Annotated in this window: 15 protein-coding genes; 6 read left to right on the top strand and 9 right to left on the bottom strand. The window is 68.4% G+C overall.

All coding sequences use genetic code 11. The features are described from left to right. Nucleotides 1-209 precede the first annotated feature (209 nt). From mrdA to APY03_RS08955, 4 genes are all read right to left on the bottom strand, one after another. Complete coding sequence (gene mrdA, locus APY03_RS08970) at nucleotides 210-2,177, bottom strand: penicillin-binding protein 2 (protein WP_068675959.1); 1,968 nt, start codon at nucleotides 2,175-2,177, stop codon at nucleotides 210-212. A 54-nt stretch (nucleotides 2,178-2,231) separates the two neighbouring features. Continuing rightward, the gene (gene mreD, locus APY03_RS08965) at nucleotides 2,232-2,753 is read right to left on the bottom strand and encodes a rod shape-determining protein MreD (protein ID WP_068675957.1); all 522 of its coding nucleotides are present in this window, start codon (nucleotides 2,751-2,753) and stop codon (nucleotides 2,232-2,234) included. Then, entirely contained in the window at nucleotides 2,750-3,733 is a 984-nt protein-coding gene (mreC, locus tag APY03_RS08960) for a rod shape-determining protein MreC (protein ID WP_068675955.1), read from the bottom strand. The genes mreD and mreC overlap by 4 nt, the downstream gene beginning before the upstream one ends. A 129-nt stretch (nucleotides 3,734-3,862) precedes the next feature. Further along, nucleotides 3,863-4,906 (bottom strand): rod shape-determining protein, encoded by a 1,044-nt coding sequence (locus APY03_RS08955; RefSeq protein WP_028249609.1) that lies wholly within the window; start codon nucleotides 4,904-4,906, stop codon nucleotides 3,863-3,865. Nucleotides 4,907-5,145: 239 nt separating this feature from the next. On the opposite strand from APY03_RS08955, the gene gatC reads away from it, so the two are divergent. From gatC to gatB, 3 genes are all read left to right on the top strand, one after another. Continuing rightward, the gene (gene gatC, locus APY03_RS08950) at nucleotides 5,146-5,445 is read left to right on the top strand and encodes an Asp-tRNA(Asn)/Glu-tRNA(Gln) amidotransferase subunit GatC (RefSeq protein WP_068675953.1); all 300 of its coding nucleotides are present in this window, start codon (nucleotides 5,146-5,148) and stop codon (nucleotides 5,443-5,445) included. Then, nucleotides 5,442-6,932 carry an Asp-tRNA(Asn)/Glu-tRNA(Gln) amidotransferase subunit GatA gene (gatA, locus tag APY03_RS08945; protein WP_068675951.1) on the top strand — a complete coding sequence of 497 codons (1,491 nt, stop codon included), beginning with the start codon at nucleotides 5,442-5,444 and terminating at the stop codon, nucleotides 6,930-6,932. The genes gatC and gatA overlap by 4 nt, the downstream gene beginning before the upstream one ends. 192 nt (nucleotides 6,933-7,124) lie before the next feature. Next, entirely contained in the window at nucleotides 7,125-8,612 is a 1,488-nt protein-coding gene (gene gatB, locus APY03_RS08940; RefSeq protein ID WP_068676004.1) for an Asp-tRNA(Asn)/Glu-tRNA(Gln) amidotransferase subunit GatB, read from the top strand. A gap of 7 nt (nucleotides 8,613-8,619) precedes the next feature. Here gatB and APY03_RS08935 read toward each other — a convergent pair whose 3' ends face one another. Further along, nucleotides 8,620-9,276: a DUF4124 domain-containing protein gene (locus APY03_RS08935; protein WP_232081206.1), complete on the bottom strand. Its 657-nt coding sequence runs from the start codon at nucleotides 9,274-9,276 to the stop codon at nucleotides 8,620-8,622. 33 nt (nucleotides 9,277-9,309) lie between these two features. Further along, nucleotides 9,310-10,002 (bottom strand): orotate phosphoribosyltransferase, encoded by a 693-nt coding sequence (gene pyrE, locus APY03_RS08930; RefSeq protein ID WP_068675950.1) that lies wholly within the window; start codon nucleotides 10,000-10,002, stop codon nucleotides 9,310-9,312. A gap of 13 nt (nucleotides 10,003-10,015) precedes the next feature. On the opposite strand from pyrE, the gene APY03_RS08925 reads away from it, so the two are divergent. Further along, nucleotides 10,016-10,819, top strand: coding sequence for an exodeoxyribonuclease III (locus tag APY03_RS08925; protein ID WP_068675948.1), 804 nt, complete (start codon nucleotides 10,016-10,018; stop codon nucleotides 10,817-10,819). A gap of 12 nt (nucleotides 10,820-10,831) precedes the next feature. Here the strand turns inward: APY03_RS08925 and APY03_RS08920 are convergent, their stop codons facing one another. Beyond that, a complete protein-coding gene (locus tag APY03_RS08920) occupies nucleotides 10,832-11,734 on the bottom strand; it encodes a LysR family transcriptional regulator (protein WP_068675946.1) in 903 nt (300 codons plus the stop codon). A gap of 97 nt (nucleotides 11,735-11,831) precedes the next feature. On the opposite strand from APY03_RS08920, the gene APY03_RS08915 reads away from it, so the two are divergent. Further along, a complete protein-coding gene (locus APY03_RS08915; protein WP_068675944.1) occupies nucleotides 11,832-13,088 on the top strand; it encodes a flavin-dependent oxidoreductase in 1,257 nt (418 codons plus the stop codon). Between the two features lie 23 nt (nucleotides 13,089-13,111). Further along, nucleotides 13,112-14,074 carry a tripartite tricarboxylate transporter substrate binding protein gene (locus APY03_RS08910; protein WP_068676000.1) on the top strand — a complete coding sequence of 321 codons (963 nt, stop codon included), beginning with the start codon at nucleotides 13,112-13,114 and terminating at the stop codon, nucleotides 14,072-14,074. A gap of 112 nt (nucleotides 14,075-14,186) precedes the next feature. On the opposite strand, the gene APY03_RS08905 is transcribed toward APY03_RS08910, so the two are convergent. Together APY03_RS08905 and APY03_RS08900 are read right to left on the bottom strand one after the other, a co-directional pair. Next, a complete protein-coding gene (locus APY03_RS08905) occupies nucleotides 14,187-14,921 on the bottom strand; it encodes a GntR family transcriptional regulator (RefSeq protein ID WP_068675942.1) in 735 nt (244 codons plus the stop codon). Between the two features lie 10 nt (nucleotides 14,922-14,931). Then, entirely contained in the window at nucleotides 14,932-15,594 is a 663-nt protein-coding gene (locus tag APY03_RS08900; protein WP_068675940.1) for a cysteine hydrolase family protein, read from the bottom strand. Nucleotides 15,595-15,712 lie beyond the last annotated feature (118 nt).

Raw genomic sequence — 15,712 nt, 5'->3', positions numbered from 1 at the left:
GGCATCCGCACGAGATGCCGGCTTTTTGACAAGGCGCCGCTGGTCGGCGCCTTTTCTTTTTGCCGATCGACCGGCATCGGGCCGGCGTCCGCCGCGCGCCCGCACCAACAAGCGCGCAGAGCGCCTCCATCTGGGGCGCGCGCCGCCGACTGCGCCACTTGCGCCGTGGCGGCGACGAAGTCTCTTTGTTTCCCGACGCGCGGCGATGTTCAGGGAGCCGTCGCGGCGCCGCTCACGATGGGCCAGGGCAACTCGCTCGCCACCCGCGGCTTGCCCAACGGCGCGGAGGCCTTGCCGACCTGCACCGCCGCCAGGTCCTGTTCGTTGGGGTACTGGTCGGCCAGCCAGTAGTCGAACACCCGGCGCACGATGGGTGCGGCCGCCGCGGCGCCGAAGCCCGCGTTCTCCACGATGATCGCGACCGCGATCTTCGGCGCCTCGGCCGGCGCGAAGGCCGCGAACAGCGAGTGGTCGCGCTGGTGCTCCTCCAGCGCCTTGGCGTTGTACTTGGTGTTCTGGCCCCACGCCACCGCCTGGGCGGTGCCGGTCTTGCCGGCCGAGCTGTAGGGCGCGCCCGCGAAGACGCGCGTGCCGGTACCGCCCTTGTTCACTGCCACCAGCGCGTTACGCACCAGGTCCACATGCTTGCGTTGGTAGCCGAGGCTCTCCCCCGGCGGCTGCGGGAGCTCGTTCACCTCGCCGGTGACCGTGTCCTTGATGGCCTTCACCAGGTGCGGGCGATGCTTGATGCCGCCGTTGGCCAAGATGGCCTCGGCCACCGCGAGCTGCAGCATGGTGAAGCTGTTGTAGCCCTGGCCGATGCCCAGGGAGACGGTCTCGCCCGGATACCACTTCTTCATCTCGGGACGCTTGTAGGCCTCTCGCTTCCAGGTCGTGCTGGGCAGCAGGCCGCGCACCTCGCCCTGGAGGTCGATGCCGGTGATCTGGCCGAAGCCCAGCGGCTTCATGAAGTCGTGGATGGCGTCCACGCCCATCTCGACGGCGAGCGAATAGAAGTACGTGTTGCTCGACATCTGGATGGCACGGTGCATGTCCACGCCGCCCAGGCCGCCCTCGTGGCTTCGGAAGGTGTGGCCGCCGAAGGTGTAGAAGCCAGGATCGCTGACGACCACGTTGGGCGCGCGCTTGTTGAGCTGCAGCGCGGCCATCGCCATGAAAGGCTTGTAGGTGGACCCCGGCGGGTAGGTGCCGCGCAGCGCCCGGTTCAGCAGCGGCTTGTCGATCGACTCGTTGAGCGCCTGCCAACTCTCGGTGTCGATGCCCTCGACGAACAGGTTCGGGTCGAAAGTGGGCTTGGAGACGAAGGCCAGGATCTCGCCGGTGCTGGGGTCGATCGCGACCAGGGCGCCGCGACGCTCGCCGAACATGTCCTCGATCAGCTTCTGCAGCTTGATGTCGAGCGAGAGCTTGACCGTGTTGCCCGGCGTCGCCGGATGGCTGCCGAGGCGGCGCACCGCGCGGCCGCCGGCCGAGGTTTCCATCTGCTCGACACCGGTCTGCCCGTGCAGCGTCTTCTCGTAGCTCTGCTCGATTCCCAGCTTGCCGATGTAGTCGGTGCCCTTGTAGTTGGCCTGGTCTTCCTCGCTCCACTCCTCCATCGCCGCCTTCTCGCGCTGGTTGATGCGGCCGATATAGCCGAGCACGTGGGAGGCGAGCTCGCCATTGGGATAGTTGCGGAACAGCCGCGCCTTGATCTCGACACCGGGAAAACGGTAGCGCTGGGCCGCGAAGCGGGCGACTTCCTCGTCGCTCAGGCGGGTGCGGATCGGGATCGAGTCGAAGCTGCGCGAGTCTTCGCGCAGGCGCTTGAAGCGGCGGCGGTCGCGCTGCGAGACCTCCACCACCTCGCCCAGGCTGTCGATGGTGTCCTCCAGGTTCCCGGCCTTGGACGGCGTGATCTCCAGCGTGTACGCCGAATAGTTGGAGGCCAGCACGATGCCATTGCGGTCCAGGATCAGGCCGCGGTTCGGCACCACGGGCACCACCGCCGTGCGGTTGCTCTCGGCCTGTTCGGCCAGGTCATCGTGCCGCACTACCTGCAGGAAGAAGAGCCTCGCGCACAGCAGCCCGAAGGCCACCAGCACGACCAGGCCGATCACCAGCACGCGACGCCTGAAGCGGGCGAGATCGGCGGCGACGTTGCGCAGTTCGGTCATGGCGCGCGAAGCCTACGCTGCCCGCGGCCGGGGAGCAAGACGGCCGTGCGGCTGTTACAGGGGCCGGTTGGCATCGGGTTCGGGAGCGCGCCGTTGCGGCGCCAGCAGCAGCAGGGTCACGAAAGGCCAGAGCGCCGCCTCGACGACCGGCGCGATCAGGAAGCCCCAGCCGGGGAAGATGCCGCCGCCGATCAGGCGGATCGCCACTTCGATCAAGTGCGAGATGGCGAAAAGCGGCAGCACCTGCAGCGCCTGCGAGAGCAGCGGATACCAGAGCAGCCGCCGGTGGACCATGATCGCGAAGAAGCCCAGGGTGGTGTAGGACAGGGCATGCTGGCCCAGGAGCGCAGTCTGGTGCACGTCCATCAACAGCCCGAACACGAAGGCCGCGCCGATTCCGATGCGCGCCGGCTGGTGCACGCTCCAGAACACGATGGCCAGCGCCAGCAGGTCGGGCAGCCAGGCGGCGCGGCCGATCGGCACCATGTTGACCAGCAACGCCACGATCAGGCTGGCCCAGATGAACAAGGGGTTGACCGGCAGCAGCAGCTGCTGGTGGCCGGGACGCATGATCACGGAGTGCGGCCCTCCTTCTTCTCTGCCTTGCCGGCCTTGTCCGGCTTGGCGCTGGCCCTGTCGGCCTTCTTCTTCGCCGCCGGATTGGCGTCGGCCGCCGCGGCCGGCGCAGGCTTGGGCATCTGGTTGCCTGTGGGCGACAGCACCAGCACGTAGCGCGCGGCCGCCACATGCGCCATGGGCAAGCAGTGGATGCGGGCGAAGGCGGAATCGGCGCGGCGATCGATGCGGTCGATCTTCGCGACCGGCAAGCCTGGCGGGTAGACGCCGTCGACCCCGCTGGTGGTGAGCAGATCACCCTCCTGCACATCGGCGCTCGGCGCAATGAAGCGCAGCTCCAGCCCGCCGCCATGGGCGCTGGCATCGCCGAAGGCCACGCTGCGCGCACCGGTGCGCACGTTCTGCACCGGGATCGACAGGTCGCGGTCGATCACCAGCGTGATCTCGCTGGTGAAGGGCTGGACCTGCGTGACCTGCCCCACTACGCCGTGCTCGTCGATCACCGGCGAGCCGGGCGCGATACCGTTCGCCAGGCCCTGGTCGATCACCAGCTTGCGGGTGTACGGGTCGGCCGCGTCGTAGAGCACCTCGGCCGCGCGGCCCGGTGTCTGCGTAGTCTGGCGCAACTCGAGCAGCGAGCGCAGCCTGGCGTTCTCCTGCGCGAGGGTGTCGGCCTGGCTGGCGCGTTCGGACTGCAGCGCCAGCGCCCGGCGCGCATCGGCCTCCTTGGCCTGCGCGGTCTGCAGGTCTTCCAGGTAGCGCCCGCCGCCCATCGCCAGCTGCACCGGCTTCAGGGCGAGCCACTGCACCGGATAGAGCACTGCGCCGATGCCTGCGCGCAGCGGCTGGACGATGTTGAAGCGGGCGTCGGCCACCATCAGGAACAGCGCCAGCGCGCTGAAGAAGATCAGCTTGCTGAGCGCCGACGGGCCCTGGTTGAACAGGGGCGGCGCGGTACGGTCAAGGGTGCCGAGCGGCATGCTGCTTTATGCCACGAGCCGGAGTGTTCGGGGGGGGCCGCGGGACCGACTCTGCCGGACCGCAGGCGCCGCCCCCGGTCGGGGGTGGGAGCGCGACACGAAGTGCGCGCGACCTGGGGGCGAGCAACATTACTCGCTCGTGAAGATGCTGCCCAGGCGGTCCATGCGCTCGAGGGCGATGCCGCAGCCGCGCACCACGCAGGTCAGGGGGTCTTCGGCCACCAGGACCGGCAGGCCGGTTTCCTCTGCCAGGAGCCGATCCAGGTCGCGCAGCAGGGCGCCACCGCCGGTCAGCATCATGCCGCGCTCGGCGATGTCGGCACCCAGCTCGGGCGGGGTCTGCTCCAGCGCGTTCTTGACGGCCGAGACGATGTTGTTGAGCGGATCGGTCAGCGCCTCCAGCACCTCGTTGCTGCTGATGGTGAAGCTGCGCGGCACGCCCTCGCTGAGGTTGCGGCCCTTGACTTCCATCTCCTTGACCTCGGAGCCGGGGAAGGCCGAGCCGATGCTCTTCTTGATGACCTCGGCCGTCGGCTCGCCGATCAGCATGCCGTAGTTTCGGCGGATGTAGTTGATGATGGCCTCGTCGAAGCGGTCGCCGCCGACCCGCACGCTGCCCTTGTAGACCATGCCCCCCAGCGAGATCACGCCCACCTCGGTGGTGCCGCCGCCGATGTCCACCACCATCGAGCCGCTGGCCTCCGACACCGGCAGGCCGGCACCGATGGCGGCGGCCATGGGCTCCTCGATCAGGTAGACGGATGTGGCGCCGGCCGCCTCGGCCGCGTCCTTGATGGCGCGGCGCTCGACCTGGGTCGAGCCGCAGGGCACGCAGATGATGATGCGCGGGCTGGGCGTGAGCAGAGATCGCGGATGCACCATCTTGATGAACTGCTTGATCATCTGCTCGGTGATCACGAAATCGGCGATCACGCCATCCTTCATGGGTCGGATGGCCTCGATGTTGCCGGGCACCTTGCCGAGCATGGCCTTGGCTTCGCGGCCCACCGCCTGGATCACCTTCTTGCCGTGCGGCCCGCCCTCGTGGCGAATGGCGACCACCGAAGGCTCGTCGAGCACGATGCCCTTGTTGCGGGCAAAGATCAAGGTGTTGGCGGTGCCGAGGTCGATCGCGAGGTCGGTCGAGAAGTACCGACGGAAAGCTCCGAACATTCTGGAATCCTCTGGAGCACGGCATGCGCGTCGGCATGTCGTCGCCCTCTTGCTGGGTCGTTTTTGGACGGGGATGGATGGACGTTTTTGCAGCAAATGCCGGCGCGTTCGCGGGGGTTGCGGCAAAGGCGGGATAATACCTGAATCCCCCCCGTGTCCCGCCTCCGGCGCACCCTCCGAAGGTGCAAAGTGCGACCTTTGGCGGCCCTCCGGGGCTCTGTCCTTTCTCGCTGTTTCCGATGTCCCTCACTTCTTCAGATATCGCGCGCATCGCATCGCTCGCCCGGCTCGCGCTCGCGCCAGACGAGAGCGAACGCATGCTCGGCCAGATCAACGGCTTCTTCGAGCTTGTGGAGCGCATGCGCGCCATCGACACCACGGGCGTCGAGCCTCTGTCGCATCCGGTGGCTGCCATCCAGGACGTGACGCTTCGCCTGGCAGATGACGTGGCCAGCGAGCCGAACCAGCGCGAGCTGAACCAGCGCAGCGCGCCCGCGGTCGAGAACGGGCTGTTCCTGGTACCGAAGGTGATCGAATGAACGCGGACCTGCACGAATGGGGCGTGGCCGAGCTGGCCGCCGCCCTGCGCGAGCGCAAGGTCTCGGCCGTGGAGGCCGCCCAGCACCATCTCGCCCGCATCCGGCAGCATCAGGACCTTGGCGCCTTCGTGGCCCTGGACGAGAATCTCGCCCTGTCCCAGGCCCGCGCCGCCGATGCGCAACTGGCGGCCGGCAACGCCCGGCCCCTGGCCGGCGTACCGATCGCGCACAAGGACATCTTCGTCACCGCCGACCTGCCGACCACCGCCGGCTCGCGCATCCTGGCCGGCTACCGCTCACCCTTCGACGCGACCGTGGTGCGCAAGCTGGCCGAGGCCGGCGCCGTGAACCTCGGCAAGCTCAGCTGCGACGAGTTCGCGATGGGCTCGGCCAACGAGAACGTGGCCGTGCCCGCCGTGGGCTTCGACCACGCCGTGCCGGTGCGCAACCCCTGGGACCGTGCGCGCATCCCCGGCGGCTCCTCCGGTGGCAGTGCCGTCGCGGTGGCCGCGCGCCTGGTGCCGGCAGCCACCGGCACCGACACCGGCGGCTCCATCCGCCAGCCCGCCTCCTTCTGCGGCGTGACCGGCATCAAGCCCACCTACGGACGCGCCTCGCGCTACGGCATGGTGGCCTTCGCCTCCAGCCTGGACCAGGCCGGCCCCTTCGCCCGCTCGGCGGAGGACTGCGCATTGATGCTGTCGGCCATGTGCGGGCCGGACCCGGAGCGCGACTCGACCTCGCTCGACACGCCGCCCGAGGACTTCAACCGCAGCCTGGGCGATTCGCTCGAAGGCCTGCGCATCGGCGTGCCGCGCGAGTTCCTCGGCGAAGGCGTGGCCCCCGGCGTGCGCGCCGCCGTCGAGGCTGCGCTGGCCGAGTACGAGAAGCTGGGTGCGAAGCGCGTCGAGGTCACCCTGCCCCGCACCGAGCTTTCGATTCCCGTGTACTACATCATCGCGGCGGCCGAGGCGAGCTCGAACCTGAGCCGCTTCGATGGCGTCAAGTTCGGCCATCGCGCGAAGAATTACCGCGACCTGGCCGACATGTACGCCAGGACGCGCGAGGAAGGCTTCGGCGACGAGGTCAAGCGCCGCATCATGATCGGCACCTACGTGCTCTCGCACGGTTACTACGACGCCTACTACCTGCAGGCGCAGAAGGTGCGCCGCATGATCGCCGACGACTTCCAGCAGGCCTTCGCGCAGTGCGACCTGATCGCCGGCCCGGCCGCGCCCACGGTGGCCTGGAAGCTCGGCGAGCATGGCGGCGATCCGGTGGCCGACTACCTGGCCGACATCTTCACCCTGCCCGCTTCGCTGGCGGGGCTGCCCGGCATGAGCGTGCCGGCCGGCTTCGACGGCGGCATGCCGGTGGGCCTGCAACTGATCGGCAACTACTTCGGCGAGGCGAAGCTCCTGAACGCCGCGCACCGCTTCCAGCAGGCGACCGACTGGCACCAGCGCGCGCCGGAGGGCTATGAATGAACTCTCCCCCATGCTTGCCCACTTTGTGTGGCCGCCAAGCGTGCTGCGGCCGGAGGCCTTGCCCTTCAGGCCGTCCAAGCCCGCGCAGGCAGCTTCGAGCCGCGGCCCCTCAGCCCCCTCACCCGGGGCAACACCAGCGGCCCGGCAAAGCCGGATCCGCGGTGTTCCCCGAACAAACCGGATTCCTTTGAAATGAGTGCTGCCATCTCCTTCGAAAAAGCACAGGAAGGCCGCCCGACCGGCCCGCTGGTGCAGGGCTACGAGGTCATCATCGGCTTCGAGACCCACGCCCAGCTCTCGACCGCAAGCAAGATCTTCAGCCGCGCCTCCACCGCCTTCGGGGCCGAGCCCAACACCCAGGCCAGTGCCGTCGACCTGGCGCTGCCCGGCACGCTGCCGGTGATGAACAAGGGCGCCGTCGAGCGCGCCATCAAGCTCGGGCTGGCGCTCGGCTCGCACATCGCGCCGCGCAGCGTGTTCGCGCGCAAGAACTACTTCTACCCGGACTTGCCCAAGGGCTACCAGATCAGCCAGTACGAGATCCCGGTCGTGCAGGGCGGCTCGGTGAGCTTCTTCCTGGGTGACGAGAAGAAGACCGTGCGCCTGGTGCGCGCCCACCTCGAGGAAGACGCGGGCAAGTCGCTGCACGAGGACTTCGTCGGCCAGTCGGGCATCGACCTGAACCGCGCCGGCACGCCGCTGCTGGAGATCGTGACCGAGCCCGACATGCGCTCCACCGCCGAGGCCGTCGCGTATGCGCGCGAGCTGCACAAGATCGTGACCTGGATCGGCATCTGCGACGGCAACATGCAGGAGGGCAGCTTCCGCTGCGACGCCAACGTCTCGGTGCGGCGGCCCGGCGCCCCGCTGGGCACGCGGCGCGAGATCAAGAACCTCAACAGCTTCAAGTTCATGCAGCAGGCGATCGACTACGAGATCCGCTGGCAGATCGGCGAGCTGGAGGACGGCCGCGCGATCCAGCAGGCCACCGTGCTGTTCGACCCGGAGACCGGCGAGACCCGCGCCATGCGCACCAAGGAGGACGCGGCCGACTACCGGTACTTCCCGGACCCCGACCTGCCGCCGCTGGCGATCGCGCCCGAGTGGATCGAGCGTGTGCGCGCCGGGATGCCCGAGCTGCCGCGCGCCATGGCCGAGCGCTACGTCCACGAGCACGGGCTGTCGGACTACGACGCGGCACAACTCACCCAGGGCCCGGCCCTGGCGCGCTACTTCGACGAGGCCGTGCGCGCGGGCGCCGCCCCCAAGCTCGCGAGCAACTGGATCACCGGCGAGATCGCGCGCCGGCTGAACCTGCAGGACATCGACATCGCCCAGGCACCGGTCACCGCCACCCAGCTCGCCGCGCTGATCGGGCGTATCGGCGACGGCACCGTGTCGAACAACGCCGCACGCCAGGTCTTCGACGCGCTGTGGACCGGCGAGGGCCAGGACGTCGACGCCATCATCGACGCCAAGGGCCTGAGGCAGATGAGCGACACCGGCGCGCTCGAGAAGATCATCGACACCGTGCTGGCCGCCAACCCGAAGAACATCGACGAATATCGGGCCGGCAAGGACAAGGCCTTCAACGCGCTGGTGGGCCAGGTCATGAAGGCGAGCCAGGGCAAGGCCAACCCGGCGCAGGTCAACGCGCTGCTGAAGGCCAAGCTCGGATAGGAGGCCGTCAGCGCGTGGTGATGGCCGGCGCAGTGCCGGCCCACAATGGCCGCAGGCGGGCGCGCTCCTCGTCGAAGCGAGCGTTCACCCGCTTCTTCTCGTCGTCCTGGTCGGCAATGAAGCGGCTCTGTACCGCGGCGCTCTTGGTGTTGTCGTCGACCTTGCGCCGCAGGGAAGCGGGCGCCTTGGCAATGTCACTGGCGTAGAACTCGAGCTCGTCGTCGATCTTGCGACGCTCCTCGGCCAGCTCGCTCAGGCGCCTGCGCGCGGCAGTGATCACCGCATCGATCTGCACCAGCGCCTCGGCCCGCTCGCGGTCGTGCGCGGCCGGGTTGGGGTAGCGGATCAGCAGCGCGCGCTCGCGCCTCTTCTCTTCACGCAAGCGGGTTGCCTGTAGCTGCACCTGTCGCTCGCGCTCCTCGCGCTCGGCCTGCTCGCGCGCCGTGTAGGTCGGTTCGAGCTTGCGCCGCACGCTGCCGCTGGGGCTGAGTTCGCGCTGCTCGCGGTCGGCGCAATCCGGGATCGGCCTGTCGGCCGTGATGGTGCGGCCGCGGGCGTCGGTGCAGGTATAGATGCCAGGACCGGCGGCAGGCTGCTGGGCATGGGCCACGCTCGCTGCAGCCAGCGGCAGCAGCGCCAGTAATCCGATGCGTGTGTACTGCATGCGCGCCAACATCGATCCTCCGAGCGGTTGAGGTCAACCCGCGCCGTAGCGGGCCCGATAGTCCAGCACTCCCTGCCGGTGGGCGCTCAGCTCGCCGTCCGCGCGCCCCGACAGATACTGTAACAAGTCGTCAAGCGTGGCGATCGCCACCACCTGCATTCCGAGCTGCTGGCGGACATATTGCACAGCGCTGTGGTCCACATCGACTCCGTTCTCGGTGGCCTTCTCCTGGCGGTCCAGCGCAATGACCACGGCATGCGGCGTGGCACCCGCACTGCGGATGGCGGCGATCGACTCTCGCACTGCCGTGCCCGCCGACATCACGTCGTCCACGATCAGCACCCGGCCCGACAGCGGCGCACCGACCAGGCTGCCGCCCTCGCCGTGGTCCTTGGCTTCCTTGCGGTTGTAGGCGAAGGGCACGTTGCGCCCGCGCCGGGCCAGCTCGGCCGCCAAGGTGGCGCCCAGCGGGATGCCCTTGTAGGCGGGGCCGAAGATCATGTCGAATTCGAGCCCGCTGGCGATCAAACGGTCTGCATAGAATTCCGCCAGCCGCGCGAGCTTGGCGCCGTCGTCGAACAGCCCTGCGTTGAAGAAGTAGGGGCTCATGCGGCCGGCCTTCGTCTTGAACTGGCCGAAGCGCAGCACCCCGGATTCGAGCGCGAACTGCACGAATGCCTGGGCCAGTGCACCTTCTTCTCCTGCCACTGCCACCTTTTCACCCATCGGGAACCTCCTCGTGTTCAAACTCACCAGCCTCAACCTCAATGGCCTGCGCTCGGCCGCGACCAAGGGCGTCGCCGACTGGGTGGCCGAACTGGCGCCGGATTGTATTTGCATGCAGGAGATCCGCGTCCAGGCAAGCGACATCGAGGGCCGCTTCGAGGCCATGGCCGGCCTCAAGGGCCACTTCCATTTTGCGGAGAAGAAGGGCTACGCCGGCACTGCGATCTACACCCGGCACGAGCCCAGCGAAGTTGTGGTGGGCTGGGGCGACAGGGAATTCGACGCCGAGGGCCGCTACCTCGAGCTGCGCTTCGACACACCGACACGCAGGTTCTCGGCGATCAGCTGCTATTTCCCGAGCGGCTCCTCGGGCGAGGAGCGGCAGGCGGCGAAGTACCGCTTTCTCAAGGGCTTCTTCCCACACCTCATTGCCCTCAAGCGCGAGCGGGAGTTCGTGCTGTGCGGCGACATCAACATCGCGCACAAGGAGATCGACCTCAAGAACTGGCGCGGCAACCAGAAGAACAGCGGCTTCCTGCCCGAGGAGCGGGCCTGGATGACCAGGCTGCTCGACGAAGGCGCCGAGGGCGCGGGGCTGGTCGACGTCTACCGCATCCTCAAGCCCGACACCACCGACGAGGCCTACACCTGGTGGAGCAACCGCGGCCAGGCCTACGCGAAGAACGTGGGCTGGCGGCTGGACTACCACCTGGCCACGCCGGCGATCGCCAGGCTCGCGCGCAACGAGCAGATCTTCAAGACCATCAAGTTCAGCGACCACGCGCCGATCACGGTGGACTACGACTTCACCCTGTGACTGCGATGCGAGCTATCGCGACAGGGCCGGCAACGCCTTGACCAGCGTCTTGCAGAAGGCCTGCATGGCCTCCGTCTCCTGCACGCCGCGCTTGGTGATGCGATAGAAGTCCAGCTCGACCTTCGGCTTGACCAGCAGGTCGGTGCGCACGCGGTGCCGCCGGCAGGCCGCCAGCGCAAAGGTCGGCATCACGGCGCTGCCGAAGCCGGCCTCGACCATCGAGATCAGGGTGCCGAAGAAGTTGAAGGCGGGGCGGTTCGGATCGGCCTGGCCGATGCTTGCCAGGTGGCCGTCGATGAGCTTCTGGATCGGGTTGCCCGGGGGCAAGCCCAGCAGCTGCGCATCGCGCAGCGAAGACCACGGAGTGCTGCCGACGGGTGTCGCTTCATCGACTTCCGCCGGCGTCACGCGCATCAGCTGGAAGCGGCCCACGGGTGAGCGGTCCAGCCCCGGCGCGGGCTTGAAGAAGAAGCCCAGGCCCATGTCGGCCTCGCCCTCGACCACCATCGCTTCAACGGCGCGCAGGTCGGCATCGAAGAGCCTGAGCCGGATGCGCGGGTGGCTTCCGCGAAAGCGGGCGAAGACCTGCGGCAGCAGATTGGAGGACACCAGCGGGGTAGCAGCGACACGCAGGATCTGCCGAGCCTCCTCGCCCTCGGCGCTCAGGCGGCCCGTCACCTCGTCCAGCTCGCCGAGCACGCGCTCGACCACAGGCAGCAGGCGCCGCCCCGCTGGCGTCAGGCCGACCATCCGCGTGGTGCGATCGAAAAGGCGCGTACCGAGTTGGCGCTCCATCTCTCGCACCAGCGTGCTGAGGCCCGCCTGCGTCATATGGGCCTGCTCGGCCGCCCGGGTGAAGTTGCCGATCCGCGCCACGTGCAGGAAGGCGCGCATCTGGCGCATGGAAAGATTCATACCCTTTCATGATAAATACATATGACATCTAAATTTCCCAGATGAACACCGCGCCGGTCTAATCCTGATTTCCCCACTTGCGAAGAGATCCGGACACATGAACGAGACCCAAGTGATCGTGCTGGGCGCCGGCATCGGCGGCCTCACCCTGGCACTCAGCCTGCACCAAGCCGGCATCCCCTGCCGCATCTACGAAGCGGTACCCGAGCTGAAGCCGCTCGGCGTCGGCATCAATTTGCTGCCACACGCAGCGCGCGAGCTGGGCGAATTGGGGCTCCTCCCGGCGCTCGATGCCGTCGGCGTGCGCACGCAGGAGGCGGTGTTCTTCAATTCCCACGGCCAGCTGGTGTTCCGCGAGGCCGCCGGGACCGCAGCAGGCTACGACTGGCCCCAGTACTCCATCCACCGTGGCGACCTGCACACCGTGCTTCTGACCGCGGTCCGCGAACGCCTTGGGGCGGACAGCGTGGTCTGCGGCCGCCGCTGCGTGGGCGTCGAGCAGGACGAGCACGGCGTCAGCGCCCGCTTCACCGCGCCCGACGGCGCCGCACTCCCCCCTGTGCGCGCCGCGCTCGCGGTGGGCTGCGACGGCATCCATTCGGTGTTGCGCAAGCAGCTCTACCCGAACGAGGGCGCACCGCGCTACTCCGGCGTCAACATGTGGCGCGGCACCGCGAAGCACAAGCCCTTCCTCTCGGGCGCGAGCATGGTGCGCGCGGGCTGGCTGGACCAGGGCAAGATGGTCATCTACCCGATCCGCAACAACGTCGACGCCGAAGGCAACCAGCTGATCAACTGGGTGGCCGAGATCCATGCGCCGCAGCCCGCGCTGCAGGACTGGAGCCGCCCCGGCAGGTTGGAGGACTTCATGCCCGCCTTCGAGGACTGGCATTTCGACTGGCTGGACGTGCCGGCGCTGATCCGCTCTTCGGACGCGATCCTCGAATACCCGATGGTCGACCAGGACCCGTTGCCGCGCTGGACCCATGGCCGTCTCACGCTGCTGGGCGACGCGGCGCACCCGATGGTGCCGCGCGGCTCCAATGGCGCAGGCCAGGCCATCATCGATGCCCGCTACCTGGCGGGCGCACTGAAGCGGCTCGGCGTCGGCACGGAGGCGCTGGAGGACTACGACCGGGTGCGCGTCCAGGTCACGACCAACGTCGTGCTGACCAACCGCAGCAACCCACCGGACACCATCCTGCGCGAGGTTTTCGAGCGCTCCGGCGGCAAGCGCTTCGAGCGGCTCGAGGACATCGTCAGCACGGCGGAGCTGCAGGCCATCTCGGACAACTACAAGCGCGTCGCCGGCTACGACCCGGCAGCACTGAAGGCGCGGCCTTCCTACCTTTGAACAAGACCGACGGAGACAACATCATGCGTCCATTCAAGAAGATCCTCGCCACGCTGCTGCTGGCCGCCGGCGCCGCGGCCGCACAGGCCTGGCCCGATCAGCCGATCACGCTGGTCGTGCCCTACACGCCCGGCACTGGCATCGACCTCATCGCACGCCAGCTCTCGGCACGGCTGCCGGCCGTGCTGGGCCAACCGGTGGTGGTCGACAACGTGCCCGGCGCGAGCGGCAACATCGGCAGCGAGAAAGTCGCGCGCGCCAAGCCCGACGGCTACACCCTCCTGGTGCAGGTCAACACGCTGGTGATGAACAAGAGCCTCTACAAGACGCTGGCCTACGACCCGCTGAACGACTTCACGCCGGTCTCGCTGACCTCCTGGGGCACGCTGCTGCTCGTGACCAACCCGAACGTGCAGAAGACCACCTCGGTGGCGCAGGTCGTGGCCGCGGCCAAGGCCAGCCCCGGCACGCTCACCTATGCCACGCCCGGCGTGGGCACGCCGCACCACCTCTCGATGGCGCTGCTGCTTCAGAGCACCGGCACGGAGATGCTGCACGTGCCTTACAAAGGCACGGCCGGCGCCGTGACCGACCTTCTGGGTGGGCGCATCGACTACATGTTCCTGCCGGTGCACGTGGCGCTGCAGCACATCCAGGCCGGCAAGCTGAAGGCGCTCGCGACCGGCAGCGACAAGCGGCTGGCCCAGCTGCCCGAAGTCCCGACCCTGGCCGAAGCCGGCCTCAAGGGCGGCAACGTCGACATGTGGTACGGCGTGCTGGCACCGAAGGGAACGCCCGGCCCGGTGGTGGCGCGGCTCAACAAGGAGATCGCCGCGGTGCTGAAGCAGCCCGAGGTCGCGACGGCCTTCGAGTCGCAGGGCATGGTGCCGGCGAGCTCGACGCCCGACGAGTTCAAGGCGCTGATGGCCAAGGACGCGCAGCGCTGGGCCGGCGTGGTCCAGCGCGGCGGCATCACTGCAGAGTAAAGCTCTTCCCCAGGCTGCGCGCACTTCGTGTCGCTTCGCCAACCCGCTCACCGGGGGCGATACCAGCGGCCCGGCAAAGCGGGTTCCGCGGCACCCCTGGAATGACGCCCTCCTAGCGGCGCCCCGTCATTCTTGCCATGTGCACCTGGTGCAGCGTGATCTTGCGCACCTCTGCCTGGCTGGTCTCGATGTGTGCGCGCAGCAGCATCGCGGCCTGGTCGCCCCGGTTGGCGCGGATGGCCTTGAGGATCTTGGCGTGCTCTTCGTAAGTGGCCGCAATGCGCGACTGCTGCGTGAAGTCGAGGCGGCGGATGATGCGGATGCGGTCCGTCACGTCGCGGTGCACGCGCGCCATCTCTGCGTTGCCGGCGGCGGCGACCAGCGCGCAGTGGAATTCCTCGTCCCATTGCGCGACCTGCACGGTGTCGGCGCTTCGCTGAGCCGCAGGCACCAGCCAGATGCCCGCGAGGCTGTCCAGCAGGCTGCGATCGACCCGATGGTCGCTCTCGCAGAGCCGGTGCACGGCGGTGGTCTCCAGCACCATGCGCAGGTCGTAGAGCTGCTCGAACTGGTCGAAGTCGAAGGGCAGCACGCGCCAGCCGCTGCGGAACAGCACCTCGACATAGCCCTCCTGCTGCAGGCGGAACAGCGCCTGGCGCACCGGCGTACGCGAGACGCCCAGGCGTTCGCTGATCTCGCTTTCGGTGAAGCGGTCCCCCGGCACCAGGCTGAACTCGGCGACGTCGCGCTTGAGCTGCGCGTAGACCTCGTCGGCGCGTGTGCGGAATGCCGGGTCTTCGGGCGCGGGTCGGGTGGGAGCGGTGCGGGTCTTGACGGAGGTGGGCACGGGGAAGATGTTAGTCGCCCAGCGCCGCGAGCAGGCGTGCGCTCGGCGCGGTCCAGCCGACGATCGCGCCCTGGGCGCGGATCATCTCCAGCGCCGCGGCCTTGAAGGCGGGGAAGTAGCTCTCGGTGCAGTCTTCCAGCAGCAGGCTGTCGTAGCCGCGGTCGTTGGCCTCGCGCATGCTGGTCTGTACGCAGACCTCGGTGGTGACGCCCATGAAGACCAGGCTGCGGATGCCGCGCTGCTGCAGCAGGGACTGCAGGCCTGTCGCGTAGAAGGCGCCCTTGCCGGGCTTGTCGATCACGATCTCGCCCTCGACCGGGGCCAGGGCGTCGATGATCTGGTTGCCCGGTTCGCCGGCGATCAGGATGCGGCCCATGGGGCCGGGGTCGCCGATGCGCAGCGCGGGCTTTCCGCGGTTGCGCTTGGCCGGCGGGCAGTCCGCCAGGTCGGGACGGTGGGCTTCCCTTGTATGGACCACCAGGCCGCCCTTGCTTCGCCATGCGTGGAGCATCGATTGCGTGGCGGGGATGATGGCCTGGAGCAGCGAGACGTCGTTACCCAGGCTTTCGCCGAAGCCACCGGGTTCGATGAAGTCGCGTTGCATGTCGATGATGACGAGTGCGGTGCGGGGGAAGTCGAACTCGTAGGGGAAGGGGGCGGCGTCGATCTGCATGTCTTTTACTGCTTCTTCCGGCTGGGGGAGGACGATTGGGTGACGGCGCTCGTTCGTTTGATTTCGTACGGCGCGCTTGGGTTGAGGCCGGAGCCGGGAGTTCGCCCCGGCGGGCGAG

Source organism: Variovorax sp. WDL1 (assembly GCF_001541225.1).
GTDB lineage: Bacteria > Pseudomonadota > Gammaproteobacteria > Burkholderiales > Burkholderiaceae_C > Variovorax.
This window is presented reverse-complemented; position numbering and strand designations above follow the sequence as displayed.

Excerpts from the sequence above, each read along its gene's own strand:
- mrdA (WP_068675959.1), bottom strand. The coding sequence starts at position 2,177 with ATGACCGAACTGCGCAACGTCGCCGCCGATCTCGCCCGCTTCAGGCGT.
- mreC (WP_068675955.1), bottom strand. The coding sequence starts at position 3,733 with ATGCCGCTCGGCACCCTTGACCGTACCGCGCCGCCCCTGTTCAACCAG.
- APY03_RS08955 (WP_028249609.1), bottom strand. The coding sequence starts at position 4,906 with ATGTTCGGAGCTTTCCGTCGGTACTTCTCGACCGACCTCGCGATCGAC.
- gatC (WP_068675953.1), top strand. The coding sequence starts at position 5,146 with ATGTCCCTCACTTCTTCAGATATCGCGCGCATCGCATCGCTCGCCCGG.
- gatA (WP_068675951.1), top strand. The coding sequence starts at position 5,442 with ATGAACGCGGACCTGCACGAATGGGGCGTGGCCGAGCTGGCCGCCGCC.
- gatB (WP_068676004.1), top strand. The coding sequence starts at position 7,125 with ATGAGTGCTGCCATCTCCTTCGAAAAAGCACAGGAAGGCCGCCCGACC.
- APY03_RS08935 (WP_232081206.1), bottom strand. The coding sequence starts at position 9,276 with ATGCAGTACACACGCATCGGATTACTGGCGCTGCTGCCGCTGGCTGCA.
- pyrE (WP_068675950.1), bottom strand. The coding sequence starts at position 10,002 with ATGGGTGAAAAGGTGGCAGTGGCAGGAGAAGAAGGTGCACTGGCCCAG.
- APY03_RS08920 (WP_068675946.1), bottom strand. The coding sequence starts at position 11,734 with ATGAATCTTTCCATGCGCCAGATGCGCGCCTTCCTGCACGTGGCGCGG.
- APY03_RS08915 (WP_068675944.1), top strand. The coding sequence starts at position 11,832 with ATGAACGAGACCCAAGTGATCGTGCTGGGCGCCGGCATCGGCGGCCTC.
- APY03_RS08910 (WP_068676000.1), top strand. The coding sequence starts at position 13,112 with ATGCGTCCATTCAAGAAGATCCTCGCCACGCTGCTGCTGGCCGCCGGC.
- APY03_RS08900 (WP_068675940.1), bottom strand. The coding sequence starts at position 15,594 with ATGCAGATCGACGCCGCCCCCTTCCCCTACGAGTTCGACTTCCCCCGC.